This window comes from Pseudonocardia sp. CA-107938, from assembly GCF_050936315.1.
Classification (GTDB): Bacteria; Actinomycetota; Actinomycetes; order Mycobacteriales; family Pseudonocardiaceae; genus Pseudonocardia.
This window is the reverse complement of the sequence record NZ_JBNJNA010000001.1, coordinates 4,719,549-4,745,529: the sequence shown is the minus strand read 5'-3', so window position 1 is coordinate 4,745,529 and position 25,981 is coordinate 4,719,549. Positions and strand designations below refer to the sequence as shown.

The 25,981-nt window shown below is 69.9% G+C and carries 18 protein-coding genes, 3 pseudogenes and 1 other annotated feature; of the genes and pseudogenes, 12 read left to right on the top strand and 9 right to left on the bottom strand.

What is annotated here, in order from left to right:
* Window positions 1–202 precede the first annotated feature (202 nt).
* From ACQEVB_RS23535 to ACQEVB_RS23525, 3 genes are all read right to left on the bottom strand, one after another.
* Window positions 203–406 (bottom strand): DUF2961 domain-containing protein, encoded by a 204-nt coding sequence (locus tag ACQEVB_RS23535; protein WP_432974901.1) that lies wholly within the window; start codon window positions 404–406, stop codon window positions 203–205.
* Window positions 378–1,598: a PucR family transcriptional regulator gene (locus ACQEVB_RS23530; protein ID WP_432974899.1), complete on the bottom strand. Its 1,221-nt coding sequence runs from the start codon at window positions 1,596–1,598 to the stop codon at window positions 378–380. The genes ACQEVB_RS23535 and ACQEVB_RS23530 overlap by 29 nt, the downstream gene beginning before the upstream one ends.
* Before the next feature lie 304 nt (window positions 1,599–1,902).
* The gene (locus tag ACQEVB_RS23525; protein WP_432974897.1) at window positions 1,903–2,682 is read right to left on the bottom strand and encodes an IclR family transcriptional regulator; all 780 of its coding nucleotides are present in this window, start codon (window positions 2,680–2,682) and stop codon (window positions 1,903–1,905) included.
* A 183-nt stretch (window positions 2,683–2,865) separates the two neighbouring features.
* Between ACQEVB_RS23525 and ACQEVB_RS23520 the strand changes: the two genes are divergently transcribed.
* The 6 genes from ACQEVB_RS23520 to ACQEVB_RS23495 all read left to right on the top strand — a co-directional run bounded on the left by ACQEVB_RS23520 (window position 2,866) and on the right by ACQEVB_RS23495 (window position 12,374).
* A complete protein-coding gene (locus ACQEVB_RS23520) occupies window positions 2,866–3,957 on the top strand; it encodes a dipeptidase (protein WP_432974895.1) in 1,092 nt (363 codons plus the stop codon).
* Entirely contained in the window at window positions 3,954–5,240 is a 1,287-nt protein-coding gene (locus tag ACQEVB_RS23515; RefSeq protein ID WP_432974893.1) for a lyase family protein, read from the top strand. Before ACQEVB_RS23520 ends, ACQEVB_RS23515 begins: the two co-directional genes overlap by 4 nt.
* 43 nt (window positions 5,241–5,283) lie before the next feature.
* Window positions 5,284–7,425 carry a hydantoinase/oxoprolinase family protein gene (locus tag ACQEVB_RS23510; protein ID WP_432974891.1) on the top strand — a complete coding sequence of 714 codons (2,142 nt, stop codon included), beginning with the start codon at window positions 5,284–5,286 and terminating at the stop codon, window positions 7,423–7,425.
* An 11-nt stretch (window positions 7,426–7,436) separates the two neighbouring features.
* Complete coding sequence (locus tag ACQEVB_RS23505; RefSeq protein WP_432974889.1) at window positions 7,437–9,152, top strand: hydantoinase B/oxoprolinase family protein; 1,716 nt, start codon at window positions 7,437–7,439, stop codon at window positions 9,150–9,152.
* A gap of 69 nt (window positions 9,153–9,221) precedes the next feature.
* On the top strand, window positions 9,222–10,637 hold the full coding sequence (locus tag ACQEVB_RS23500) for an MFS transporter (protein WP_432974888.1): 1,416 nt from the start codon (window positions 9,222–9,224) through the stop codon (window positions 10,635–10,637).
* Between the two features lie 549 nt (window positions 10,638–11,186).
* The gene (locus ACQEVB_RS23495) at window positions 11,187–12,374 is read left to right on the top strand and encodes an NAD(P)/FAD-dependent oxidoreductase (protein ID WP_432974886.1); all 1,188 of its coding nucleotides are present in this window, start codon (window positions 11,187–11,189) and stop codon (window positions 12,372–12,374) included.
* 1,142 nt (window positions 12,375–13,516) lie between these two features.
* Here ACQEVB_RS23495 and ACQEVB_RS23490 read toward each other — a convergent pair.
* Entirely contained in the window at window positions 13,517–14,953 is a 1,437-nt protein-coding gene (locus ACQEVB_RS23490; RefSeq protein WP_432974884.1) for an MFS transporter, read from the bottom strand.
* Between the two features lie 120 nt (window positions 14,954–15,073).
* On the bottom strand, window positions 15,074–15,874 hold the full coding sequence (locus tag ACQEVB_RS23485; RefSeq protein WP_432974882.1) for an IclR family transcriptional regulator: 801 nt from the start codon (window positions 15,872–15,874) through the stop codon (window positions 15,074–15,076).
* A 103-nt stretch (window positions 15,875–15,977) separates the two neighbouring features.
* Between ACQEVB_RS23485 and ACQEVB_RS23480 the strand changes: the two genes are divergently transcribed.
* The 6 genes and pseudogenes from ACQEVB_RS23480 to ACQEVB_RS23455 all read left to right on the top strand — a co-directional run.
* Entirely contained in the window at window positions 15,978–17,198 is a 1,221-nt protein-coding gene (locus ACQEVB_RS23480; protein WP_432974880.1) for a CaiB/BaiF CoA transferase family protein, read from the top strand.
* Window positions 17,198–18,157 carry a hydroxymethylglutaryl-CoA lyase gene (locus ACQEVB_RS23475; RefSeq protein ID WP_432974878.1) on the top strand — a complete coding sequence of 320 codons (960 nt, stop codon included), beginning with the start codon at window positions 17,198–17,200 and terminating at the stop codon, window positions 18,155–18,157. The genes ACQEVB_RS23480 and ACQEVB_RS23475 overlap by 1 nt, the downstream gene beginning before the upstream one ends.
* A gap of 323 nt (window positions 18,158–18,480) precedes the next feature.
* A pseudogene (locus tag ACQEVB_RS23470) lies at window positions 18,481–19,179 on the top strand (IS630 family transposase); the annotation flags it as partial.
* Window positions 19,180–19,232: 53 nt separating this feature from the next.
* Window positions 19,233–20,509, top strand: a protein-coding gene (locus ACQEVB_RS23465) for an IS3 family transposase (protein WP_432972188.1) whose coding sequence is annotated in 2 segments (ribosomal slippage) — window positions 19,233–19,533 and window positions 19,533–20,509 — 1,278 coding nt in all. Because the reading frame shifts where the segments join, the coding sequence is not laid out codon by codon here.
* Window positions 19,523–19,654: a sequence feature (AL1L pseudoknot), on the top strand. (Overlaps the previous gene by 132 nt.)
* Window positions 20,510–20,539: 30 nt before the next feature.
* A pseudogene (locus ACQEVB_RS23460) lies at window positions 20,540–20,911 on the top strand (transposase); the annotation flags it as partial.
* Window positions 20,912–21,763: 852 nt separating this feature from the next.
* A pseudogene (locus tag ACQEVB_RS23455) lies at window positions 21,764–21,961 on the top strand (hypothetical protein); the annotation flags it as partial.
* Here ACQEVB_RS23455 and ACQEVB_RS23450 read toward each other — a convergent pair.
* The 4 genes from ACQEVB_RS23450 to ACQEVB_RS23435 form a co-directional block, all read right to left on the bottom strand.
* The gene (locus tag ACQEVB_RS23450; protein WP_432974876.1) at window positions 21,906–22,346 is read right to left on the bottom strand and encodes a hypothetical protein; all 441 of its coding nucleotides are present in this window, start codon (window positions 22,344–22,346) and stop codon (window positions 21,906–21,908) included. The pseudogene ACQEVB_RS23455 and the gene ACQEVB_RS23450 sit on opposite strands and share 56 nt — an antisense overlap.
* 340 nt (window positions 22,347–22,686) lie before the next feature.
* Window positions 22,687–23,658: an SDR family NAD(P)-dependent oxidoreductase gene (locus ACQEVB_RS23445; protein WP_432974874.1), complete on the bottom strand. Its 972-nt coding sequence runs from the start codon at window positions 23,656–23,658 to the stop codon at window positions 22,687–22,689.
* Window positions 23,645–24,754 (bottom strand): acyl-CoA dehydrogenase family protein, encoded by a 1,110-nt coding sequence (locus ACQEVB_RS23440; RefSeq protein WP_432974872.1) that lies wholly within the window; start codon window positions 24,752–24,754, stop codon window positions 23,645–23,647. Before ACQEVB_RS23440 ends, ACQEVB_RS23445 begins: the two co-directional genes overlap by 14 nt.
* Before the next feature lie 26 nt (window positions 24,755–24,780).
* Window positions 24,781–25,917: an acyl-CoA dehydrogenase family protein gene (locus ACQEVB_RS23435; RefSeq protein ID WP_432974870.1), complete on the bottom strand. Its 1,137-nt coding sequence runs from the start codon at window positions 25,915–25,917 to the stop codon at window positions 24,781–24,783.
* Window positions 25,918–25,981: the final 64 nt, after the last annotated feature.

The following is a 25,981-nucleotide window of genomic DNA, read 5'->3' as shown; positions in this document are numbered from 1 at the left end:
CGCCGATCTGCTGCATGGTCACCCGGAGGCGTTCCTGGAGGTGGATCTCGTCCGGTGCACCGGTAGATTCCGTTCTGGGTGGGCAGGCCCGTCGCGAACAGGGCAGCCTTGGTCGTGTCGGTGAGGGACCGGAACGGGTATCCGAAGACGGGGCGCGCTGCAGTTCAGCACCTGCAGGGGGCGGGTTGATGCGCAGCCGGTCTCAGAACGCCCACATCCCTCCGGCGTAGTCCTCGGTCCGGTGCTGCACAGGGTCGGGGTACTCCTCGTCGTCGTGGATGAAGAACGTCACCTCGCCCTCGCCCCACCAGTAGCGGTGCAGGCTCGCCGGCGCGATGTAGGTGCCGAGGTAGGAGCCGCTGCCAAGGTCGACGTGCTCATGGGAGGACGAAGGCGGGAGGACCACTCAGCCTGAGCACCTTGAGCCCGAGATGCATCGCGAGTCGGTCCCCCCCATCCCTGAGACTCATTCCGGTGATCTCTTCGATGCGGCGGAGCCGGTAGTAGAGGCTGGTCCTGTGCAGGGTGAGGCGCCGTGCGGTGACCGCCGCATCGCCCGCCGAGTCGAGGTAGGCCTCCAGCGTCGCCATCAGCATCTCGCCGTTGTCAGCAGCTGACAGCGCCAGGATGCCGTTAGGGACCGCACTGCCGGTCAGGACATCGGCCGGCAGCTGGACGAGCAGTCGGTAGATCCCGATCTCCTCCCAGAACGCCACCGGACCGACCTCCGGGATGGTGCGCGCGACGGTAACGGCCTCGCGGGCACGGTCGTGGCTGGTCACGACGCTCGTGAGGGACGGCGAGACGGGACCGACGCCGATGTGCACCGCACCCTCGCCGGCACGGGAGCCGACGAGCTCGCGGTGCAGTGCGTCAACCATGCCACCGAGTCGGTCGCGGTCGACACTCCGTTCGTCGGCCACGACGAGAGTGGCCCACGTCGCGCCCATCGTCGCGGAGAGCCCGACCCGCGGAGCGAGCCGCTGCAGGGCCCGTTGCAGGTGCAGGTCGAGGACGGTCCGCGCACCGGGCTGGTCACCGCCGGTGACGTGCACCGAGAGCGCGAGGGCCGGCGCCGACGGCGGGAGGTCATGGTCGTCGGACAGGCGTCGGGCGGTCAGAGCGCGCACGTTCGGGTCGGCGCCGAGCAGGTCCCGCACCTGCTCTCCCTCCTGGGCTCTGCGGACGTCGTCCAGCAGCTGGGCCCGCAGCAAGGCCTCCCCGGCGGAGCGGGCTGCGTCTGCGGCCAACTGCAGGTCGGACTCGGGCAGTGGCGGGTCCGTGTCCATGAGCCAGAGGTAGCCGAGCAGCAGCCCCTGGCACCGCACGGGCGTGCAGACCCGCGCGAGCGAGCCGAGCTCGGCGCTGGCGGGGATGCGGACGGGCCCCTCGGCGGTGGCGATGCCGAACTGCTGGGCGTACTCGGTGACGGTGCGGGCCGACCCGGCGCGGCGCCGCATGACGGACTCGACGCGGTAGGTGTCGACGGGTTCGGCGTGCGCGGTGTGCGCGAGCAGTCGCATGTCGAGGTCGTCGATCGCGACCGAGCGGCCCAGGCGCAACGCGAGCGCCTCCGCAATTCGCTGGACGTCCTCCATGCGGCCGGACTCTACAGATGTCGGAACGCAGGGCGAACGTTCTCGACATCACCACGATGCATGTCCGTCGATCGCTGTCCTACTGTAGGAACCTACCTCGCCGCCGAGTTGGTTCACATCCACCGGATCACCGTCCGCGATGGGTTCGGCCCGCGACGAACAGCGTGCGGGAGCGCAGGAAAGCACGCGGCGACCTCGGGCGCACAGAAAAGCCCAGAGCGAGGATTCTTCGACGAGGTGAGGAGACACGTTGCCGTCCGACTCGGTCCCCGCCATTGCCCGCGCCGCGGGCATGACGGTCCGGCTACGAGCGGGTGCCGGTGCCGCCGGAGATCGCGGAACTGAGCCTGCGGGCCGCGAGACGGGCTGTGGCGGCGAGCGCGTCGAGGCGGTCGACGACTCGGAAGCTCGGGCCGGAGACGTTCAACGAACCGACGATGCGCTGGGTGGCGTCGCGGACGGGGACCCCGATCGAGGCCAGACCGTCCTCCAGTTCGTCGACCGCGACGCAGTAGCCGACCTCGCGTTCCCGCGCCAACACCTCGAGGACCCGCTCGACGGACGGCAGCGCTTTCGACCCCAGACCGTCGGCACCGATCCCGGGGGCGACCAGCTCGGCGACCTCCTGGTCAGCCATGTCGAGGATCAGCGCCCGGCCGGAAGCGGCGGCGTGCAGCGGGGAGGTGCGGCCGATCCAGCCACCCGCCTGCACGACCCGTTCGGGCCGGTGGGCCAGCACCGTGTGGGAACGGTTGCCGACGAGCACCGAGAGCAGCGCGGTCTCGCCGGTCTCGGCGACGACAGCACGCGCCACCGCGGCCCCGGCTCCGACAAGTCGATGGTCACCGGCTCGGGCGGCGAGGGTGAACAGCTGCCAGCCGAGCCGATAGGCCTTTGTCTCGTGGTTCTGCTCCACGAGACCGGTGTCGGCGAGCGCCTTGAGCATCCGCGAGACCTGGCTCCGTTCGCGGCCGACGAGTCGGGCGACGTCGCTCCCGGACATCCCGCCCGGCCCGTCCTCGGTGGCGATCGCGCGCAGCACAGCGGCGATCCGCGCGACGGACGACTTCTCGGCCTCTGGCACCGGCGGAGCATACGTCGTCCTGATGACGCGCGCCTGTGCTCCTGAAGCAACGGATCATCGACGTTCGTGGCTCTGACAGCAACGCTTGTAGACATCAGTGCGCGGCGCGGCAGATGGTCTGTGCCGCTGGACGGTCATCCACCCCCAAAGACTCACAGGACACCAACGTCTCCCGGAGGTCCCATGTCCACGACTGCGGCCGGGTCCGTCACGTCGACGGTGGCGCAGCTGCACGCGAGCGCCACCGTGGTCGACGCCCACAACGACCTCCTCATGGCCTGCACCCGGCACCGGCACGCCGAACAGGCGCACTACTTCCGCACGGCATGGCTGCCCCAGCTGCGCGCGGGCGGGGTCAAGGTGCAGGTCCTGCCCGTGTTCATCGACGCAGACCACCGACCCGAAGGCGCGCTGCGGCAGACCCTGCAGATGCTCGAGACCGGCTGGCGGATCGCGGCCGGCAATGCCGACACCGTCACCGTCTGCGTCGACGGGGCCGACATCGAGCAGACCCTCGCCGAGGGCCGCATCGCGCTGGTCCTCGCGCTCGAGGGCTGCGAGGCCGTCGGCACCGACGTCGGGCTGTTCGAGACCATGCATCGCCTGGGCGTGCGGATGGCGTCGTTCACCCATTTCGGCCGTACCGCACTCGCCGACGGCTCGGCCGAGGACGCGGCGGGCAGCCGGCTGACCAGCGCCGGGATCGAGGCCGTCGCAGCATGCGAGGAGCTGGGCATCATGCTCGACGTCTCGCACCTCGGCGCGACCTGCACGGACCACCTCCTCGAGTTGGCCACGCGCCCGCTGGTGGCATCGCACTCCTCGGCGTACGCGCTGCGCGCCCACCACCGCAACCTCACCGACGACCGGATCCGCGGCATCGCCGGGACCGGCGGGGTGGTCGGCGTCAACGTCTTGGCCACCTTCGTCGACGAGAACGACCACACGGTCCGCCGCGTCGGCGACCACATCGACCACGTCGCCTCGCTCGTCGGTCCCGGCCACGTCGGTCTCGGCCCCGACTTCATCAAGGAGGTGTCGTCGGTGCTCGACCGGCCCGGCGACGTCGAGTGGGGCCTCAAGTCGCGCCGGCCGTACGTCCCCGAGCTGGAGGGGCCGGCCGGCCTCCCCCACGTCACCGCCGAGCTGTCGCACCGCGGCTGGTCCGACGACGACGTCAGGTCGGCGCTCGGCGGCGCCTTCCACCGGTTGTTCTCGACCGAGCTCGGCGTCCCCGCCTCGGCGCGGCGCGGCGCCACCGAGGAGAACGCGTGACGACCGCTTCCGAACCCGACACCGCGACCATCCTGTATGGCCAGGAGACCCGGCTGGCGCTGCGGAACTTCCCGGCGCACGGCCGGCTGCTCGCCGACGTGCCCGAGCTGATCCGCGGCTACGCGTGGGTCAAGGCCGCCACCGCGCGTGCCAACCTCGAGCTGGGAGTGCTCGACGAGCGCCGGACGACCGCGATCGTCACTGCCGCCGCCGAGCTGGCCGACGGCCGGTTCGACGAGCAGTTCGGGCTGCCGCTGGTCCAGGGCGGCGGCGGCACCTCGACGAACATGAACGTCAACGAGGTGCTCGCGCGACGCGCCACGGACCTGCTCGCCGCACAGGGCCTCGGTGAGCTGCGGGTTCACCCGAACGACCACGTCAATCGGTCGCAGTCGAGCAACGACTCCTACCCCACTGCGATGGCTCTCGCTCTGGCCCAGCTCGCGCAGCCCACCCTCGGTGCGCTCGCGACGCTGGAACGCTCCCTCACCGCGAAGGCCGTCGAGCGTGACGGGCGCTCGCGGTTGGGCCGAACCTGCCTGCAGGACGCGGTCCCGCTGACCGTCGGCGAGACCCATCGGGCGCAGGCCCACGCGGTGCGGCGCACCGCCGACGGGCTGAGTGCCGCGGTGGCTGCAGTGCTCGCGGTGCCGCTCGGAGCGACCGCGATCGGCACCGGCTTGGGCGCGCCGGACGGGTTTCCTGACGTCGCGGTCGCCCGTCTGCGCGAGCTGTCCGGGCTGGACGTGTCCGTCGCGCCCGACTTCATCGACGCGTTGTCGAACGTCGATCAGTACCCGGCGCTGGCTGCTGCTGGCGTCCGGGCGGCCACCGTCATGGCCAAGATCGCCGCCGACCTGCGGATCCTGTCCGCGCCCTCGCTGCTCGGCGGCGCCGAGGTGACCCTGCCACGGCTGCAGGCCGGCTCGTCGATCATGCCCGGCAAGGTCAACCCGGTCATTCCCGAGCTGGTCATCCAGCTCGCGCACCGCGTCCGCGGCGCTGCGCTCACGGTCGATCTCGGCGCAGCTGACGGCGAGCTCGAGCTGAACGTCATGGAGCCGGTGATGCTCGACGGTCTGGTCACGATCCTCACCGACCTGGCCTACGCCGCAGACCTCCTCGCGACCCGCGCCATCGACGGGCTCGTCTGGAACGACGACGTCCTCGACCGCAACCTCGGCCGCTCGCTGCACGGGCTCGTCGAGGCCGCCGCCGACCTCGGCTACGACGAGGCGACCCGGGCCGCGAGCAGGAGGACAGCGGCTCCCGCGTCCCCCTGATCCCCGATCGGCTCCCACCGTCCTTCCCGAGAAAGAGGCCCGCATGACCGGCGACCGCTCCGCGCGCTACCGCGTCGCGTTCGACATCGGCGGCACGTTCACCGACTTCGCGATGCTCGACACGCACACCGGCACGATCGAGATCTTCAAGACGCTCACCACCCCGGACGATCCGACCCGTGGCTCGATGGCGGGCATCGGTGCCCTGCTGGAGCGCACCGGCACCGACGGCACGCAGGTGCAGAACGTCATCCACGGCACGACGCTGGTGACCAACGCGCTCATCGAGCGCAAGGGCGCGAAGGTCGGACTGCTCACGACGGAGGGATTCCGCGACAGCCTCGTCACCCGGGAGGAGGCACGCTACGACATCTACGACCTCGCGCTGCGCTTCCCCGAGCCGCTCGTGCCCCGCTACCGACGGCTCGGCGTCGACGAACGCGTCGACGCGCAGGGCCGCGTGCTGCGCGCCGTCGATCCGGCGAACGTCGGCGAGGTCGTCGCCCGCATGCGCGAGGAGGACGCGAAGGACCTCCGGTACGGCGGGCACTCCGAACCGCTGCGCAGCCTGGCCATCTGCTTCCTGCACTCCTACCGCAACGCCGAGAACGAGCAGGCGGCCGCCGCAGTGGTCCGCGAGGTCTGGCCGGAGGTCGACATCTCGCTGTCCAGCGCGGTCGCCCCCGAGATCCGCGAGTACGAGCGCACCAGCAGCACCGTCGCCAACGCCTACGTCCGCCCCATCACCCGCCGCTACCTCGGCAGCCTCGCCGAGGCCCTCGCCGCACTGGGCTACCGCGGACGGATGTACCTGATGCTGTCCTCGGGCGGCATCGCCACCGTCGAGACGGCCACCGAGTTCCCGGTGCGACTCATCGAGTCCGGCCCTGCGGGCGGCGCGATCGGGGCGGCGTTCGTCGGGCGCACGTGCGGCGAGGACGACCTGATCGCCTTCGACATGGGCGGCACCACCGCCAAGATCTCGCTGATCCAGGACGGCAGGCCATCGGTCGCCCACGAGCTGGAGGTCGCGCGCGTCCACCGGTTCAAGAAGGGCTCCGGGATGCCGATCCGGTTCCCGTCCGTCGACATGATCGAGATCGGGGCAGGCGGCGGCAGCATCGCGCGGATCGACGAGCTCGGCCTGCTCAAGGTCGGGCCCGAGTCGGCGGGCGCCGATCCCGGCCCCGCCTGCTACGGCAACGGGGGCACGCAACCCACCGTGACCGACGCGGCACTCATGCTGGGCTACCTCGACCCGGCCAACTTCCTCGGCGGCGCGATGGCCCTCGACCGGGCGGCGGCGGAGAAGGCGATCGACGAGCACATCGCCCGCCCGCTCGGCCTGTCGACGGCCGAGGCCGCGTGGGGCATCCACCAGTTGGTCGTCGAGAGCATGGCGGCCGCAGCCAAGATCCACATCATCGAGCGCGGCCGGGACCCACGGCAGTACGCCCTGCTCGCCTTCGGCGGCGCCGGCCCGATCCACGCCGCCGGCGTGGCGCGCCTGCTCAAGCAGCGGCGCATCATCTACCCGCTGGCGGCCGGCGTGCTGTCGGCGATCGGTTTCCTGGTGGCCCCGGTGTCGTTCGAGTTCTCCAGGTCCGAGCCCCGGCTGCTCGACACCCTGGACTGGGACGGGGTCAACGCGCTCCTCGGCGACCTGGAGCAGCAGGGCCGGGCCGTGGTCGAGGAGGCCGGCGTGCCGGCCGCCGAGATCACCGTGGAGCGCCGCCTCGACGCCCGGTTCGCCGGCCAGATCAACGAGATCTCCGTCGACCTGCTCCCCGGTCCGCTCGGCGAGCACAGCCGCGAGCAGCTGCGCGCCGCGTTCGAGAAGGCCTACAACGACCTCTACGGCCACCTCTACGACGGCGTGCCCGTCGAGATCGTCACATGGCGCGTGGTCGCCGGTGGCCGCCTCGGCGAGGTCCGGCTGGAGGAGCACGTCGCCGACCCGGGCGCCGAGGTCCGCCCGCACGCGCGCCGGCCGGTCCACTGGTTCGAGAGCGACGGCTACGCCGACACCGCCGTCTACGACCGCTACACGCTCACCCCCGGCACCACGATCACCGGCCCGGCCGTCGCCGAGGAGCGCGAGTCGACCGTCCTGGTACCTCCGGGCTGCACCGGCACCGTCGACGCCCACCTCAACCTCGTCGTCACCCGCGACGCCGACTCCTGAAGGGACCCATCATGACGAGTCAGGAAACCGGTGCGTCGATCTTCGACGACCCGATCACCCTCGAGGTCGCGTGGGGCCGGCTGGAGACCGTCGCCGCCGAGATGCAGTCGGTGCTGCGACGCACCGCGCTCTCCACGCTGATCTCGGCCGCCAACGACCTCGGCTGCGAGATCATGGACGCACGCGGCTGGTCAGTCGCCCACGCCGCCACCAGCAACCCGACGTTCAACCTCACGCTGCCCCGCGTGGCCGGCGAGCTCATGCGGCACTTCCCGCCCGAGACCCTCGCCGAGGGCGACGTGCTGTTCACCAACGATCCGTGGATCGGGGCCGGCCACCTGCCCGACGTCAGCGTGGTCACGCCGTTCTTCAAGCACGGCAGGCTCGTCGGGTTCGCGGGCTCCATCGCCCACGTCTCCGACATCGGCGGGCTGCTCAACCAGACCGAAGCCCGCTCCGTGTACGAGGAGGGCGTCTACTTCCCGCCGATGAAGCTGTACGACGCCGGCCGACTCAACGAGGCGGTGTTCGCCACCCTGCGCGGCAGTGTCCGCGCACCGGAGATGGTGATCGGCGACATCAGCGCCATCGTCACCGCCAACCAGGTGGCCTGCCGGCACGCCGTCGAACTGCTCGACGAATACGCCCTCGACGACCTGCAGGGTCTCTCGGACGCCGTGCAGTCCCGCGCGGAGAACGCGATGCGCCAGACGATCGGGGCACTGCCAGACGGGGACTACGCCTACGAGCACACCTTCCAGGGCCCCGACGGCACCTTCACCATCGGCGTCGAGATCCGGATCCGGGGCAGTGAGCTCGCCGTCGACTACGTGCGCGTCCCGCCACAGCACCCGCACGGCGGCATCAACTCCACGCTGAGCTTCACCACGGCGCGCACCACCTACGCGCTCAACGCTGTGCTGACCCCGCACATCCCCAGCAACCAAGGTCTGTTCCGGCCGATCACGGTGACCGCGCCGGAGGGCACGATCCTCAACCCGACCTACCCGGCCTCGGTCAACGACCGTACCAAGACCGGCTGGCAGACCGTACCGATCGTCCAGGGTGCGCTCGCCGCCGTCGCGACCGACAACACCGCGCCGAGCGGGTTCCAGAGCGGCATGCGCTTCATCGGAGAGGACCGCAACGGCGTCCCGCTGAGCACGATCTTCATGCACGGCGGCGGAATGGGCGCCGGTACTGACACCGACGGCGTCGACGCCATCTGCTACCCGACGAGCTCCACCACCATCCCCGTGGAGATCTTCGAGTCGACCATCGGCGCGCACGTCGTCGCCAACGAGCTGCGGGCCGGATCGGCCGGCGCCGGCCGCACGCGCGGCGGACACGGGATGCGGACGGTCGTGGCCGCGCCGCGGTCGGGGGAAGGCCGCTTCACCGTCGCGGCCAGCATCAACCAACACGGAGATCACCCACTCGGGATCGCCGGTGGCCGGTCAGGGGGTACCACCGAGGTGCTCATCGGCACCGAGGCCGTGCCCGTCGGGAAGGCGGGCGAGCGGCTCGGCGCCTACGCGCTGTCCGGTGACGCCGAGCCCGTCACCTTGCACACCGCAGGCGGCGGCGGGTTCGGACCGCCCCGCGAACGACGGCCCGAGCTCGTGCTGCGCGACGTGCGCGACGGCCTGCTCACCGTCGCCGATGCCCGCGAGGTCTACGGGGTGGAGATCGACCTGGCGACGCTGCGGGCCACCCGCAGCGCCTGACCGAACCCCGAGATCGCGACGTTCCGCAGTTCCCGTCTCCACCATCCGCCTCCCGTGAGGACCACAGACATGGACAGTGCACGTACCGAGAAACCAGCTCTCGACACCGTCGTCGAGTCCACGGGACCGGCCGGGGATCCGACGGGAACACGTCCGACAGAAGGTGAGCTCCTCGAACAGGAGCGGAAGGGAGCGCTCAAGCCGAGGGTCATCGCCACCCTGTCCATCGGGACCATGGTGGAGTGGTTCGACTTCGGCCTCTTCGCCTTCTCCGCCACCGCGATCGCGGCAGCGTTCTTCCCGCAGAGCAACCCGACCGCGGCGCTGCTGCAGACGTTCGCCGTCTACGGCGTGGCTTACGTGGTCCGCCCCCTCGGCGGCATCGTGTTCGGGCGGATCGGCGACCGGGTCGGACGTCGCGCCGCGCTGTCGCTGTCGCTGGTGCTGATGGGCATCGCCACCGCGGGCGTCGGGCTCATCCCGACCTACGCGTCGATCGGCCTCATGGCGCCGATCCTGCTGGTCGTGTGCCGGCTCCTCGGCGGATTCTCGGCCAGCAGCGAGCTGACCGGCGCGAAGACCTTCGCCGCCGAGACCGCTCCCGCCCATCGGCGGGGGTTCTGGCTCAACCTCGTCGGCAGCTTCGGCAGCATCGGGTCCGCGCTCTCGACGGTCCTGGTGCTGGTGTTCCGGCTCAACCCTGAGGCCTACGACGCCGGGCTGTGGCGCTGGCCGTTCATCATCGGCGGGGTTGTCGCACTCGGCGGGATGTTCCTGCGCCTCACCATGGACGAGAGCGCCGTCTACCAGGCGGTGAAGAAGGACACCTCGATCCGCATTCCGACCTTCGCCGAGATGTTCCGTCGCTATTGGCGGGTCATCGCCGTGGCGTTCGCCTTCTACACCCTCGTCGGCGTCGGCTACCAGACCCTGCTCGCCTACATGCCGACCTACATGACCAGCGTCGGGCAGATCTCACAGAACGCCGCCCTGATCATCAGTCTCTTCGCGTTCCTCGCGTTCGCGACGTCGTGCACCCTGTTCGGGCTGCTCACCGACAAGATCGGGCGCAAGCCGGTGATGATCGCGGGTGCCGTGGCGATCATCGTCATCACCGTGCCGGCGTACCTGCTGATCATGACGAAGTCCCTGCCGCTGATCCTCCTCGCCCAGTTCCTGCTCGTGCTCCCGATCGCAGCGGTGCAGGCCGCGGGCAACGCCGCCACGATCGAGGTGTTCCCCGCCTTCATCCGGTACTCGGCGGTGTCGGTGGCCTACACCTTCGCCTACGCGATCTTCGCCGGGACCGCCCCACTGATCGACACCCTGTTGGCGCAGGCCTGGGGATCGCTCATGCCGGCGGTCTACGGCATCGTGATCGCAGTGATCGCCACGCCGATCCTGCTGCGGGGCTTCCCGGAGAGCCGTGGCTTCTCCATCCGCACCGGCGCCCCCGCCGGGCAGGGCTTCCGCATTCCTGACTGACATCCACTCACCCCGTCCGCCCGTCAGGGACGTGAGGGCGTCCCTGACGGCGAACGACTGCGACGGCCTGGAGGAGCGCGCCCAGCCGCAGGTGAACGGTCCTCCACCCGGCCGCGCCAGGCCGTGCTTCAACGCGGCGAGCGCTTCGCCTCCCGTTGACGGCCACCAGGACCCGCCGGGATCCGCGCTGCGAGATACGCGCCGATCGCCCTCGTCCACAGCTCTGCACCAGCGGAAGTCGTCTTGGCCCCATGCCCGACGGGCCCGCGACCACCCCTCGACAAGGTCTGCCGAATCCGACGCGGACCGATCTCGTCGCACCGATGAAGGAAGCATGTTCGCCGCACTCGCAATGTCCGACACCCGACCAGGAACCCCGTCCGCACCACTCGCCGCGCACATCGCCAGATGCACCAGATCGCCGCACACGGTCCACACCGTGCCAGGCCGGACCACGGCACACCTGCCCCACGCACCTTCGGTAAGCCGCGCCCGCGATCGTCGGGCCGCGACGGGGTCGGATCACACCGAGCCGAGAGGGCTGCACCGTTGAACGACACGACCGAGTTCCTGATCGTCGGCGGCGGTTTGGAGGGCCTCGCCATCGCGTGGTCACTCGCCGAACAAGGCGCCACAGACGTCACCGTCGTGGAGCGTGCCACCCTCTGCTCCGGGATGACGGGCAAATCCAGCGCGGTCGCCCGCTGCCACTACGGAGTCCCGTCACTGGCCGCGATGGCCCTCTACGGCATCGAGTTCATGGCTCGGGCGAAAGACATCCTCGGCGAAGACGTCGGCCTGCGCCGATGCGGATACGTCATCGGCGTCGACGAGAACAACGTCGACGCGCTCAAGAACAACGTCGCCATGCAGCAGGGTCTAGGCGTCGACGTCGACCTGTTGCCCACCGACCGGGTCGCCGAGCTGTGGCCGGGCCTGTACCTCGACGACTTCGCACTGTTCGCCCACGAGCCGGGCAGCGGGCGGGGCGAGGCCTACCTCACGGGAATGGCGTACGCCACCGACGCCCGTCGTCGCGGCGTGCGGATCCGGCAGCACACCACCGTCACGTCACTGCTGCACGCGCACGACCGCGTCGTCGGCGTGCACACAGAGACCGGCGAACGGATCGACGCTCGAACAGTTGTGCTGGCCAACGGCGCCTGGTCGGCCGCGCTCGCCGCGGGTGTCGGGGTCGACGTGCCGGTGTGCCCCTTGCGCACCGAACTGGTTCTCGTCGACCAGGGTGATCCCACCCCGGACGTGCCAGTGCTGTCGGACCTGGTCGAGATGCAGTACCTGTGCCGCGAACCCAACGGCGACCTGCTCGTGGGCAACTCCGACCACTCCATCCCGGACTACGTCGACCCCGACCGGTACCGCGACCGTGCCGACGACCTCACCATCGAGCGCGTCGTCTCCCGGCTCGCACACCGGCTGCCGGACATGCCAGACCCACGCGTCACCGGTAGCTACGCCGGTGTGTACGACGTCACGCCCGACTTCAACCCGATCATCGGGCCCTCACCCGTCGGCGGCCTGTTCCTCGCAGTCGGGTTCTCGGGACACGGGTTCAAGATCGCACCGGCGGTGGGGCGGCTCGCCGCTGCCCAGCTCACCGGCGAACGTGTCTCGCTCCGCGAGGTTAACCCGCTCGACTTCCGGCACGCTCGGTTCGCCGAGCAGGACCTCCTCCAGAGCCCACACCCGTACGTCGGAGCCGACGGCATGCGCTGAGCTGGCTTGCCCACGCAGTATCACCGTGTTGCACTCGTCCGCGGAACGAAACTGTCGAGACGGCCCATTCGCCGGTGCGATGGGGACAGCGCCGGGAGGATCCGGGGACCCGAACGTTGGAACCTGCGGCCCGCAGTCGACGCTGCAGACGGCGGTTTCCACGCCGGACAGCACATCACGGAGACGGACCGAGGGCTCAGCTCCCGCCGTCGTCTCGCACGTCGCAGGCACTGCGGGACCGCAGGATCCCATCCGCATAGCGCTCCGTCCCGGCGACGAGCCCGCTGCGGAAGTCGCGGCCCGCTCGGTGAGGGCGTAGGCGACCTGCGGGCCGTGATGTGCCGGACCGTCCGAATCGCCAGGCCGTCGCGTCCGAGGCGCGCAGGGTCGCAGCAAGCACCCGCTGGGTGATCCCCTCGGTCGCGCGGCGCAGCTCGTTGTGGCTGAATGCCCCCAACCCAGCCCAACCCAGCCCGACCTACAGCGGGCCGTACAGCGGGTTGTCGAGCACCTCGCCCGCAGCCGCGACGGCCAGCACGCAGGCGTCCACGTCGTCAGGGAACGCGTCCCGCCGAGACCGAGCGCGAGGGGCTGGTCGACCTGGAGGGCACCGAGGTGTCGATCGGCGAGATCGGCGAGACTGGGGCGGGAAGTCATCCTCGGACACTGGCGACCCGGAGCGCAGAGCGGCCACGGTCGACGCATGCGCTGGCCCCACGCCGGCGACCTCGGCCGGTTCGACGCCGAAGGTCACCTGCGGGTGCCCGGTCGGATCACCGTCTTCCGTGGGGAACGAACCTCAGTGCCGCCGAGAGCGAGGGCCATCGAGCTTCGCCAGATGTCCCTCCTTCCCTCCCTAACCGGACGAGCGGCTGGCCGAGAATGCCTGTGCGATCGTCGTACCGAGGCCGGGCACCTCGCCAACGCTGGCCGACCTCACCCCGTACCGCCTGAAGTCGGAGATCTCAACGCAGAAGCTCCCAAAGCGCCTGCGACTGATCGACGAGTTCCGACGATCGCGACCGGCAAGGTACGGAAGTTCCGCTACCTGGAGCTGGCTCGCCCCCCGCACAAGAAAGGCCGGTGCGTTGCCTACTGCCCCTGCGCAGATCAAGGGGCCCCACCTCGGGCGGTGCCGGTCCTCACGCCCGCGCCGCGGTGTCATTGAGGGTCTCGAGTGGCCGTCCCGTCGTGCGAGGTCCGAGCACGGCTACGTCGATCGCGACGAGTGCCATGGCGGCGGCGACCACGGCGAACATCGCGCCGGGGCCGGCGCCGGCCAGCAGTGGCACCAGCACGAACGGCATGGCGGCGGTGGTGAGGCGGGACAGCGCGTAGGTGCCGCTGGACGCGGTGGAGCGCAGCTGGGTCGGGAAGATCTCGGCCTGGTAGATGTGGAAGGCGTTGGAGAAGACGTTGCTGGCCGAGGTGTAGAGGAAGCCGAACACCAGGATCGCGGCCATGCCGGTGGACAGTCCGAACGCAAGGCCACACCCGACCATCGCGACGAGCGCGGCGATGAGCAGGAACTTCCGCTCGAAGCGCTCGACCAGCGGCAGCGAGAGCGCCGATCCGACGGGGTAGCCCATGAAGGTCAGGGCGGTGAACAGCAGCGAGTCCGAGAGCGCGTATCCCTTCGCGGCGAGCACCAGCGGCACCATCGTGCCGAAGCCGTAGTAGCCGAAGGTCTGGAACAGGTGGAACACGATCATCATCGCGGTCCGCCGACCGTAGGGCTGACGAAACAGCGCGCGGAGCGGTGCCGGCGCGGTATCGGCCGTGATCACCGGCCCCTCGACGCGGTCCAGCACGTGACCGGCCGCGCGGGCCTCGGCCTCGAGGTCGGCCACGATCTGCTCGGCTTCGGTCTGCCGGCCTGCGGACTCCAGCCAGCGCGGTGACTCGGGCAGGCCGCGGCGCATCACGAAGACGACGAGGCTGCCCAGCGCGCCGAGCACGAACATCCACCGCCATCCGGCAATGCCGAAGACCTCGGTCTGGGCGATCCCGCGGCCCAGGAAACCGACGACCGGGACCCCGAGGAACGCGAGCGTGTAGGCCCAGGCGATGTACCGGCCGCGGCGCTTGGAAGGCAGCAGGTCGGTGAGGTAGGTGTCGGCGAGCGGGGGTTCGGCGCCCAGCCCGATACCGGCGACGAACCGGGTGGCCATGAGCATCAACGCGTTCACGCTGAAAGCGCCGACCAGCGAGAACGCCGAGTAGAGGCCCAGGTTCAGCAGGAACGCGCCGCGCCGCCCGAAGCGGTCGGCCACGCGCCCGAGCAGCAGGGCGCCGAGGAACATCCCGATGAAGGTCGAGGCGAGCACCGCAGGCAGCTCGGCCTTGCTGAGGTGGAACTCGTTGACGAGGACCCCACTCAGCACTCCGGCCAGGAAGACCTCGTAGAACTCGAAGAACAGGCCGAGACCGACCGCGGTGACGGCCCGGCGGTGGGTCGTGGTGATCGGCAGCCGGCTCAGTCGGGCTGCGACGGACGGCGGGCCGGCGGTGCTGGTGGGCCTGTCACTCCCGGTGGTGGCGTTGTCGTCCGTCCAGGCTTCGTTGCGTGCTTCGGACATGTGCTCCCCTGACGTCAGCTCGGGACGCGATCCACGATGTGAGTCGATGACTCAGAATGTGACGGTCCCGGGGACACCTGTCAACGCGACATGTCCGGTCTGGGCAGAATGCGTCGGGAGTCAGGATCCCAGCGTGTCGACGCGACTGCCGGGGCGGTGCCCGAGGCGCGTCGACGCCTCGGCGGCGGCGTCGACGACGGTAGGGGCGAGGCGCTCGACGTCGTCCGGCCCCAGTCGCTGGGTGGGTGCGCCGATCCCGATGGCTGCGACCAGCTCGCCGTTCAGTCCGAACACCGGGGCGCTGACGGAGGCGGCTCCACTGTCGCGTTCCTCGAAGCTGGCGGCGAACCCGGCCTGGCGGATCTCGGCGAGCTGCGCGGTGAGCACGTCGATGTCGACGACGGTGTGCGGGGTGAACCGGCGCAGGCCCTGCTGCACCGCGTCGTGGCGGGCCGTGGGGTCCCACGCCAGGAACACCTTTCCCGCCGACCCGGCGTGCAAGGGCATCACCATGCCTACGACGAACAACCGGATCACGGGGTGGCGTGACTCTGCGAGCGCGATGACCGTGCGGAAGGCCCCGTCCCGGACGTAGAGGCAGGCCGTCTCGCCGGTCTCGTCGCGCAGCTTCTGCAGCGTCGGCCGGGTGAGCTGGACCAGGTCAAGTCCGAACGTGCCGGGCGCGGCCCACTGGACCAGTCCGATCCCGATCCGGTAGCGGTCGCCGACGCGGTCGAGGAACCCCTCACGGACGAGGTTCTGCACGAGCCGCTGACAGGTGCTGGCCGGCAGCCCGGTGGCGCGGGTGATCTGCTGCAGCGACATCTCCGACTGCTCCACGGTGAACGAGCCGAGGATCTGGCTGATCTTGCGCAGCACCAGGAGGGTCGCGCCGGGTGCGCGGCCGTCCTCGGTCGTCATCGGTCCTCCCGTGGTCACGTCGCCGGGAGGTGATCGTAGTCAGGGCCGGCTCCGGTGACGGAGGAGTCATTGACCGCCCGTCCTTCGCCCATATCATGAGTATATGACTCATGATGCGAGTAACAGTAAGGGGCCGTTGGCAGGTATTCGGGTGCTCGAGCTGGGCAACTTCATCGCGGCACCCACGGCGGGCCGGTTGCTGGCGGACTTCGGGGCGGAGGTCGTCAAGATCGAGCGCCCCGGGTCGGGCGACGAGCTGCGCCGGTGGCGGCTCCACGAGGGGGACACGTCGCTGCTGTTCCGCACGCTGGCGCGCAACAAGCGGTCGGTGACACTGGACCTGAGCACTGCGGAAGGGCGGGCCGTCGCGCTGCGCCTCGTCGAGCGCTGCGACGTGGTGGTCGAGAACTTCCGCCCGGGCACCCTGGAGAAGTGGGGACTCGGGCCGGATGAGCTGCGAGCAGTGCGGCCGGATGTGGTGCTGGTGCGGGTCTCCGGCTATGGGCAGACCGGGCCGTACCGGGACCGTCCCGGATTCGGTGGTGTGGCCGAGGCGATCGGCGGCCTCAGGGCTCTCACCGGCCACCCCGGGCAGCCGCCGACCCGGGTCGGGATCAGCCTCGCCGATTCCGTCGCCGGTTTGTACGCCGTGATCGGCGCCCTGCTCGGCCTGCTCGCGCGCCGGTCCGGTGCACGCGGTGGTGAGGTCGTCGACGTCGCCCTCTACGAGGCCGTGTACTCGCTGATGGAGTCCCTGGTCCCCGACTACGACGCGCACGGGGTGCTACGGGAACCCGCCGGAACCGCGCTCCCCGGCGTCGCACCGTCCAACACCTACCGCTGCGCCGACGACCGATACATCGTCGTCAGCGGCAACGGCGACGCCATCTTCCGCCGCCTCATGCGCGCCATCGGACGACCCGACCTGGCCGACGATCCACGGCTCGCCGACAACGCCGGCCGGGTACGGCACTGCGCCGAGCTGGACGACGCGATCGGGAAGTGGACGTGCGAGCGGACCCAGGAGGAGGCCACCGCGGCACTGGTGGACGCCGGGGTCCCGAACGGCCCGATCCTCACTGCTGCCGAGATCCTCTCCGACCCGCACTACCTCGCCCGCGGCATGCACCAACGTCACCACCTCGAGGTCGACGGAGCCGAACGCCCGGTGTCCTTCCCAGGCGTGGTACCCCGGCTCGACCGTCACCCCGGCGCCGTCCGCTGGCTGGGACCCGAGCTCGGCGCCGACACCCATGCAGTGCTGGCCGACGTCGGCGTCACCGCGGAGCGGCTGGCCGAGCTCCGCGCGGCGGGGGTCGTCTGATGGCCGCGGAGCTGCGCGAACCCGACGTCCTGATGCCCGACGTGCTGATCAGTGACGTCGCCCTGCGCGACGGTCTGCAGGACGAGGACGTCGTCGTCCCCACGGCGGCGAAGCTGGGGCTCGCCCACGGGCTGCTTGCGGCAGGCGTGCGCTCGCTCGAGGTCGGGTCGTTCGTCCACCCGGATCGGGTCCCGCAGATGGCCGACACCGACCGACTGCTCCATGCCCTCAGCAACGGGGTGGCCACCGGGGCGACCCTGCATACCCTCGTCTTCAACGACCGCGGCGCGCGGCGCGCGATCGCCGCGGGCGCCCGCAGCGTGCGCGTGGTGGTGTCCGCCGGGGACGGGCACAGCCGCGCCAACGCCGGAGTCGGAACGGTCGAGGCGCTGGACCGGCTGCAGAGCAGCATCGCGATCCTGCACGACGGCGGGGTCGCGGTCGAGGCGTGCATCGCGACCGCGTTCGTATGCCCGTTCGACGGGGATATCCCGCCGGGGACGGTGGCGCACCTCGCGACCCGGCTGGCCGCCATGGGAGCCGGAGTGGTGCACCTGGCCGACACCGTCGGCGCCGCACATCCGAGCCAGATCGGCCGGACGGTCGCGACCGTCCGCGACGCCTGCCCGGACCTCCCGCTCGGCCTGCACCTGCACAACAGCTACGGGATGGCGTCCGCCGCAGCGTGGACCGCGCTACAGCTGGGTGTCCGGCGCTTCGACGCTGCGCTCGGGGGCCTCGGTGGCTGCCCCTTCGCGCCGGGCGCCTCCGGCAATGTCGCCACCGACGACCTCGTGCACCTGCTCCACCGGGAGGGGCTCGACACCGGCATCGACAGCCAGCTGCTCGCCGACGTCCGCGACCACCTTCGCACCGCCGTCGGACACGAGCTCGCCTCGGCACTGGCCCGCGTCCCAGCCCCACCCGCCCAGCGGCCCCGACCAGCAGCGCAAGGGTGATCAGAAGGGCCAGGACGTCGCGACGTCGCGTCGAGCAGTATCGGGTGACGCCCTCGGTCCGCCGCCGACCCGCCGGTGTTCGAATCCCTGGTGCACCGCGTCGGTTCAAGTCCCCGGCGCGCGAGGCGATGTGCGGCACGGAGAGCCCGCCGCCACTCGAGCGCGGGCATTCGCTTCTTCCGGGCGGGCTCCGCTGCCCTCGGCGGTCATGCCGCCCTACGACTCGCAGTGGGCAGCGATCTGTGCGGTCGCGCAGAAGCTAGTGGCTCGGTAACTAGATAGCTTTACCGGCAGGCTGCTTCGCGGGATCATGGTGTGTGGCGTTGACTGTGTCGGTGGAGGTGCCGGGGCGGGATCGTGAGGTTCTGCAGTCGTGGTTGCGTGCTACCTCGATTCCGGCCGGGCTCGCGCAGCGAGCGCGGATCGTGCTGCTGGCCGCGGACGGGGTCGCGGTCAAGGACATCGTGGAGCGGGTCGGGGTATCGAAGCCGACGGTGATCGGGTGGAAGAAGCGCTACGCCGCAGAAGGCATCGCGGGTCTGGAGGATCGCCCGAAGCCGGGCCGGCCGGCGGTGATCGACGAGGTCGCGGTGGTGCTCGCGACGCTGGAACCGCCACCGGAGCGGCTCGCGGTGACGCACTGGTCGTCGCGGTTGCTCGGTGTCGAGCTGGGGATCTCGCACGTGTGGATCGGCAAGATCTGGCGCCGGTGGGGGCTGCAGCCCTGGAAGGCCGAGACGTTCAAGTTCTCCACCGACCCCGAACTCGAAGCCAAGGTCCGCGACGTCGTGGGTCTGTATCTGAACCCGCCCGACAAGGCCGTCGTGCTCTGCGTGGACGAGAAGTCCCAGGTCCAAGCCCTGGATCGGACCGCGCCGATCCTGCCGATCCGGCCCGGGATCCCGGAGAAACAGACCCACGACTACGTCCGCCACGGCACCACCACCTTGTTCGCCGCGCTGGAGGTTGCCACCGGCAGAGTTGAGCAGGTGTGCCTGCCACGGCACCGCCACCAGGAGTTTGAACCGCCCTGGGCGCGGGAGAGGCTCCTGATCTAACCAAGGAGACTGGGGCTATGTCCGCTCCCCGGAAGTTCGACGACGAGACACGTGCCCGTGCGGTGCGCCTGTATCAGGACCGGTTGCGTGAGCACGGTGACTCGAAGCTGGCCGCGCGTCGCCATGTGGGCGCGCTGTTGGATATCAACCAGTCCACGATCCGGAACTGGATTCGCGCCGAGGAGGGCGAGGGATCGGCATCGGCCCGACCTGTGGCGGCTGCGGATGATGTACAGGCAGAGTTGCGGCGGTTGCGCGCGGAGAATGCGGAATTGCTCCGCGCGAACGACATCTTGAAGACGGCGTCAGCGTTTTTCGCCCAGGCGGAGCTCGACCGTCGACTTCGCTGATCTGCGAGTACATCGCAGACCATCGTGACCGTTTCGGGGTCGAGCCGATCTGCGCCGTGCTGTCGCAACACGGCGTCACGATCGCCCCGGGCACGTTCTACCGCTGGCTGACACGGCCGGTGAGTGATGCGCAGCTGGAGGAAGCGTATGTGGTGAACGCCATCGTCACGCTCTATCGAAAGAACAGGTCGGTGTACGGGGTGCGGAAGCTGTGGCGCGTCGCCCGTCGTGCCGGGCTGCGCGTGGGCCGGGACCAGGTTGGGCGGCTGATGCGGATCGCCGGTGTCCAGGGTGTTCGCCGCGGTGCGCACCGGACCCGGACCACCACCCGCGACGAGCGGGCCGCGCGACATCCCGACCTGGTCAAGCGTGGGTGGGCGGCGCCGACGAAGCCGGACGCGATCTGGGTGGCGGACTTCACCTACGTGTGGACCGCGGCCGGGTTCTGCTACGTCTCGTTCATCACCGATGTGTACTCACGTCGTATTCTTGGCTGGCGGGCATCGATGGACAGATCCGCAGATCTGGTCACCTCGGCGCTGGAGCAAGCATTGAGCACCCGACGCCGGACGGTCTACGGTTTCACCACCAATGGACTGATCCATCATTCCGACGCCGGCTCCCAATACACCGCCATTGCGATGACCGAGGCGTTGGCCGAGGCCGGTATCTCCGGGTCGATCGGGACGGTCGGCGACGCGCTGGACAACGCGCTGATGGAATCGACGATCGGACTGTACAAGACCGAACTGATCAACACCCGTGACCGGGGCCGAAACTGGACCGGACGCCTCGAGGTCGAACGCGAGACCGCCGACTGGGTTCACTGGTACAACAACGACAGAATCCACTCATCAATCGACTACATGACACCCGTAGAACGGGAAATGGTGTACGCTGACACCATCACCCAACGGGTAGCCCACCCAGCCGAGGTGGCCTGAACCCGAGCCTCTCGCGAACCCAGGGCGGTTCAGTTCCTGCGCTTCCTCAAACAGGTCGCCAAGGCCTACCCGCGGCGGAAACTGCACCTGGTCGTCGACAACTACGCCACCCACAAACACCCTGCCGTGCGCGCGTGGCTGGCCCGCAACCCGCGGATCACCCTGCACTTCACCCCGACCTCGGGCTCGTGGCTGAACCTGGTCGAGGTCTTCTTCTCGATCATCACCCGCCAGGCCATCCGCCGCGGCAGCTACAGCAGCGTCAAGGACCTGATCGCCGCGATCGGCCGGTTCATCGACGGCTGGAACGAACGCTGCCACCCGTTCGTCTGGACCAAGACCGCCGACGACCTACTCGACCACTGCAGACCAGGTCAACGAACATCGTTTACGCGACACTAGGTGTCGGGTCCGCGGAGCCGGTCCGCAAGTGGGTGCGTCAGGCCGAGGCCGATGGCTGGCTGTAGGGATCGACGCGGCCAAACAGCTGCACTGGGCCTGCGTGTTCGACATGGGCAAAGGGAAGCACTGCTGAGCCGGAATGCCGGGTACACCCCCGACGCGATCGATGCAGTGCTGCTCGGGATCGGCGAACTCTCGGCCCGGCCAGGATCGGATCGACATCCCTGGGCGGGGTCGCCAGCCTGCCGACCGCGATGCTGCTCGGCCGCGAGCTGCACCTCGTCCACGTTCTCGGGCTGCTGGTCAACCGGTCCCGACGGGCCATCCGCGGCGGGGAACGCAAGAGGGTCATCGCCGATCAGATCCGGCTGCGCGCCAGCCCGACGAACTGCGCACGATCGACGCGCTGTCCGAGCCCGAAGCCGTGCTGCGACTGCTTCTCTCGCGTCAGCCAGAACTGGTCAACGAGCAGACCAGTCGCGTGTCGCGGACGCGTGACCCTGCTCGCCATCATCCACCCTGGTCTGGAACGACAGCTCGACCTGACCACGAAGACCGGGCTGTGGCTGCTGACCCGCTACGTCACCCCGACCGGGATCCGCGAACTCGGCACTGAGGCGCTCACCGCCCGCGACCGCCTGGCACTACTCGACGCCGAGATCGCGGAAACCCTCGACCGCCGCCCTAACAGGACCCTCATCCGCAGCCTGCCCGGAATGGTGGTCGTACTGACCGCGGAATTCCTCGCCGAGGCAGAGAGACTGCACCACTTCAATCCGGCGAGCTGGACTACCTGCGGCGCGCCACCACGGGAAACCGGGTTCTCAATCGCGTGTTCTACAAAGCCCGCGTCTGCGCGATCCGCTCTCCAGAGCGTTCAACCAGCGCAAGAGAGCCGAGGACGAACGACACCACCAAGCCCTCATCGCGCTCGCCCGACGACGAGTCAACGTCCTGCGGCGATGCTCCGCACCCGCATCGAATTCCGACACGATCACCAGCGGGCTTTGCTTAACAGCAGCGTTAGGCAGCCACTTCCCGACCCGCTGATGCTTGAGCGTGCCGTCGCGCCGGCGGCCAGCAACCGAAGCAACGTAACGAGCAGAGGATCCACAGCAGCAGGACCGCGGCCCCGCGAGGCCCCGCCGATGGTCGAGGGCTGGCCGAGCACGTCCACCCCGACCACCAGCACCCGCGCCATCGCCGACTCAAGCAGCACCGCAGCGACGAACCCGCTCAACGACTTCCAAAACCAGGCGGCCGTCGTGTTGGCCAACAGTTCCGCTGCGATGGTCGACACCGTTGCGAGCAGCACCACGATTGCAGCGTGGGCGTACGATATTTCTAGGACCCAGTCGATCGAGGTCAGGATCAGCCCGAACATTCCGATCAGGTCAAGCAGAACCGTGCGTATCGTGCTGTCGGTGATCTGCACGCGTGGTCGGCCAGCAACAATTCATAATTGTTCCGCATGCTCGACAGAACTAGGTCGCGCTACGGCCATGGCCGAGAAGGCCGCATCCATCCTTCGATCCGGGCAGTGTTGCGCCAACGAGAGATCGCGTTCACCAGCCCCGAGATGTCAAACCGCCACTTCAGCCGCATCAAGCTCCGAAGGCCCTGCAGGAGTTCCCCGAGACTCCTGCAGGCGCCGGGCCGCAGGCTGTGCTCGACCGGGTCGACATGGATGCGGGACCACCGACCACTTCCGCGCAGGCGAGCTGTTCGTGTGGCCGCAGGGTCGACGACTGACGTCTCAGGTTTACGGCGCGCTCTCACAGGCCCGAGGCGAGCCGGCCTCCGTCCACCGCCAGCACCGCCCCCGTCGTGAACCCAGCCGCAGGCCCACACAAGTACAGCGCCGCCCCCACGATCTCCGAAGGCAGACCCGCCCGCCGCGCCGGCGTAGTCGCATTCTCCGCCTCCACCGCCTCCACGTCCCACGCCTTACCAATATCAGTCAGGAACCGCCCCGCCAAAATTGCATTGACCCGGACCGACGGCGCCAACTCCTGCGCAAAACCGACCGTCATCGCATTGAGCCCCGCCTTCGCCGCCGCATAGGGCAAGAACGCCGGCTCCGGGCGCACCGACCCGATCGACGAGATGTTGAGCACGGCCCCTCCACGACGGGACACCATCCGCGACCCAGCGACAGCGGTCAACCGGAACGGACCCTTGAGGTTGACCGCCATAACCTTGTCATAAAGCTCCTCCGACAGCTCATACAAGCTCGGAAACAGCGGCGAGATCCCCGCATTGTTCACCAGCACATCCACCGGACCGATCGCATCCTCGACCTCGTCGAGCATCCCCTCCAACGCCCCCCACTCACCAACGTGAACCCCGTGAGCGCTCACCCGACGGCCACTCGCAGCCGACAGCCCCTCAGCGAGCTCCCGACACGCCCCGACCTTCCGCGAGACAACCGCGACGTCCGCCCCGTTCGCCGCCAGCGCCACCGCGATCTCCCGCCCAAGGCCCCGCGAACCCCCCGTCACAAGCGCCCGACGACCGGCGAACGGCTGCTCGGCCTGCCGGACAGCCACAACCGCCGCGGCCAAGTCCTGCGGCTCCGCCATGCCCGCCGCACGCCCCACTCCCGAGCCAAGATCGCTGATCATCCTCGTGCCCTTCCAATAGTTACCTGTTCCCGGACGAGGCGGCGCGGTCGTGCGAACCACGAAAAGCCCGAGGGCCTGCGCGAGGTTCCCGGCCGCGCCGAGCATCGGGTCATCGCGGTCCACCCACCCGTTCGGATGCTATGAGCGACGTGAGGTCCAGCAGCTGGGCCAGCCACTCGCGGTGCCAGCGCGCGCTGCCGTGCGCGGTAGCGAGGCTCTTCGCCTTGCGCAGGTAGAGGTGTGCGACGTGCTCCCACGTGAAACCCGTACCACCGAGCACCTGGATCAGGGTCTCGACCACACCGGGTCCGGCTTCGGAGCAGTACGCCTTGACCACGGAGGTCAGTTCTGCGCGGTCGGCGTCGGTGAGGGCGTCGGACCCGACTGCCGCGACGGCGAAGTCGATGGCGGCGCGCATCTGCTCCACCGCGGCGAAGGCGTCGGCGACCAGATGCTTGACTGCTTGGAAGCTGCCGACGGGGCGGCCGAACTGTCGGCGTACGCGCACGTGCTCCACGGCCAGCTCTAGCGCGCGCGTCGCCACGGCGACGATCTCGGCGGACGCCAGCAGGGCCGCAAGGTCCAGCAGCGCCGCCCCCTCCGCGGCGAAGTCGCCGGAGAGCGAGACCCCCGGCACCTCCTCCAGGGTCAGCTCCGCCTGCCTGCGCGTCAGGTCCAACACGGTGAGGGGAGCCGCCGTGAGGCCGGCATCGCGAGCATCCACCACGAAGAGGCTCCGGCCGTCAGGGGTGCAGGCGCTGATCAAGAACCGGTCGGCGAGCTGCCCGTCCACCGCCCGCAGACCCGTGGCCGAGAGCTGCGACCCGGACAGGGTGACCGATCCGCCAGTGGCCATGACGACCACCGTCTGTCCCGCAGCGATGCCGGTGAGCAGCTCGTCCCGCCCCGCTGAGGGCGGGCACCGGAGCAGGGCCAGGGTGGCGAGCGCGGTCGACGGGAACGGGGAGCACAGCAGCGCCCTAGCCGACTCCTCGACGGCGACGGCCAGATCGGCGAACCCCACCCCCTGGCCGCCGAACTGCTCGGGGACGGCGAGACCCGGGAGACCCAGTTCCACGGACAGGCGCTCCCACAGCGCGGGATCGTGGCCTGTCGGACTGTCGATCAGCTCGCGGACGGCGCTCTCCGGCGAGAGCCGCTCCAGCGCCCGCCGGACCTCTCGACGGAACAGCTCACGGTCGGACTCGGTGCTCTGCACGATTCTCCGATCATCAACTCGGTCCGTCAGTCCCGGGGGAGCTGCAGGACCCGCTCCGCCAGGATGTTGCGGACGATCTGGGATGTGCCGGCGGCGATGGTCGCGGATCGGGCCGTCAGGTACTCGACCTCGAGCTCGCCGGGGGCAGCGGCGGCTCGGCCGTCCGCATCGTCGAGGTCGAACATCGTGCCGGCGAGTCGCTGGCGGATCTCGCTGAACACGAGCTTGATGACGGACTGGGTCGCTCCGGGCTCCTCCCCCGCCGCCAGCTGGTTGATCATCCGCCGGCTCAGCAGCGAGAGCACCCGCGCCTCGACGTGCCGGCGGACCAGGTCGTCGGCCAGTACCGCCGGCAGCGCCTCTCGCCGGGCCGCCCGGGTGTGGCGCGCGATCAGCTCCCCCACCTGGTGCTCCAGCCGCGCACAAAAGATCGCCGCACCGGAGCGCTCGTGCCCGAGGGTCGTTCTGGTGACCCGCCAGCCCTCGTTGAGGGGGCCGAGCAGGTTCTCGGCCGGGACTCGGACATCGGTGAAGAACACCTCGGCGAACTCCGCGTTCCCGTCGATCTGACGGATGGGGCGCCGCTCGATCCCCGGCGACGACAGGTCCACCAGCAGCACGGAGATCCCGCGGTGGCGGGGCTCGTCCGGGTTCGTCCGCACCAGCAGCTCGATGTGCGTCGCCTCCATGCCCTGCGACGTCCAGATCTTCTGCCCGTTCACCACGAACTCGTCGCCGTCGCGCACCGCCCGGGTCCGCAGGGAGGCGAGGTCCGAGCCGGCCTCGGGCTCGCTGAAGCCCTGGCACCAGATCTCGTCGGCCATCATGATCCGCGGCAGGTGCTCGCGCTGGCGCTCGGTGCCCCACGCTGCGATCGTCGGACCGACGTTCTTGATCCCCATGGTGCCGATCAGCAGCGGCATGCCGAACTGCGCGTTGACCTCCTCGAGAGCGAGCAGGTCGTCGGCTCCGGCCCCCCGCCCTCCGTTCTCGACCGCCCACGCCGGCGCTGCCCACTTCCCCGCCGCCATCGTGCGTTGCCAGTCGATCCGAGCCGCTACGGTCTGCTCGCGGCCCGACCAGCGCTGGTGGAAGCGGGGCACCTCGCGATCGAGGAACGCGTGGAGCTCGCGTGCCAGCGGTGATTCCTGGCTGTCGTGCACGGTGGTCCTCTCGTCGGCGGCGTCGGCGGCCCGCGGATCGCGGCACCCGACCGGTTCGGCAGGT

Excerpts from the sequence above, each read along its gene's own strand:
- ACQEVB_RS23485 (WP_432974882.1), bottom strand. The coding sequence starts at position 15,874 with ATGACGACCGAGGACGGCCGCGCACCCGGCGCGACCCTCCTGGTGCTG.
- ACQEVB_RS23510 (WP_432974891.1), top strand. The coding sequence starts at position 5,284 with ATGACCGGCGACCGCTCCGCGCGCTACCGCGTCGCGTTCGACATCGGC.
- ACQEVB_RS23500 (WP_432974888.1), top strand. The coding sequence starts at position 9,222 with ATGGACAGTGCACGTACCGAGAAACCAGCTCTCGACACCGTCGTCGAG.
- ACQEVB_RS23480 (WP_432974880.1), top strand. The coding sequence starts at position 15,978 with ATGACTCATGATGCGAGTAACAGTAAGGGGCCGTTGGCAGGTATTCGG.
- ACQEVB_RS23530 (WP_432974899.1), bottom strand. The coding sequence starts at position 1,598 with ATGGAGGACGTCCAGCGAATTGCGGAGGCGCTCGCGTTGCGCCTGGGC.
- ACQEVB_RS23520 (WP_432974895.1), top strand. The coding sequence starts at position 2,866 with ATGTCCACGACTGCGGCCGGGTCCGTCACGTCGACGGTGGCGCAGCTG.
- ACQEVB_RS23475 (WP_432974878.1), top strand. The coding sequence starts at position 17,198 with ATGGCCGCGGAGCTGCGCGAACCCGACGTCCTGATGCCCGACGTGCTG.
- ACQEVB_RS23490 (WP_432974884.1), bottom strand. The coding sequence starts at position 14,953 with ATGTCCGAAGCACGCAACGAAGCCTGGACGGACGACAACGCCACCACC.
- ACQEVB_RS23505 (WP_432974889.1), top strand. The coding sequence starts at position 7,437 with ATGACGAGTCAGGAAACCGGTGCGTCGATCTTCGACGACCCGATCACC.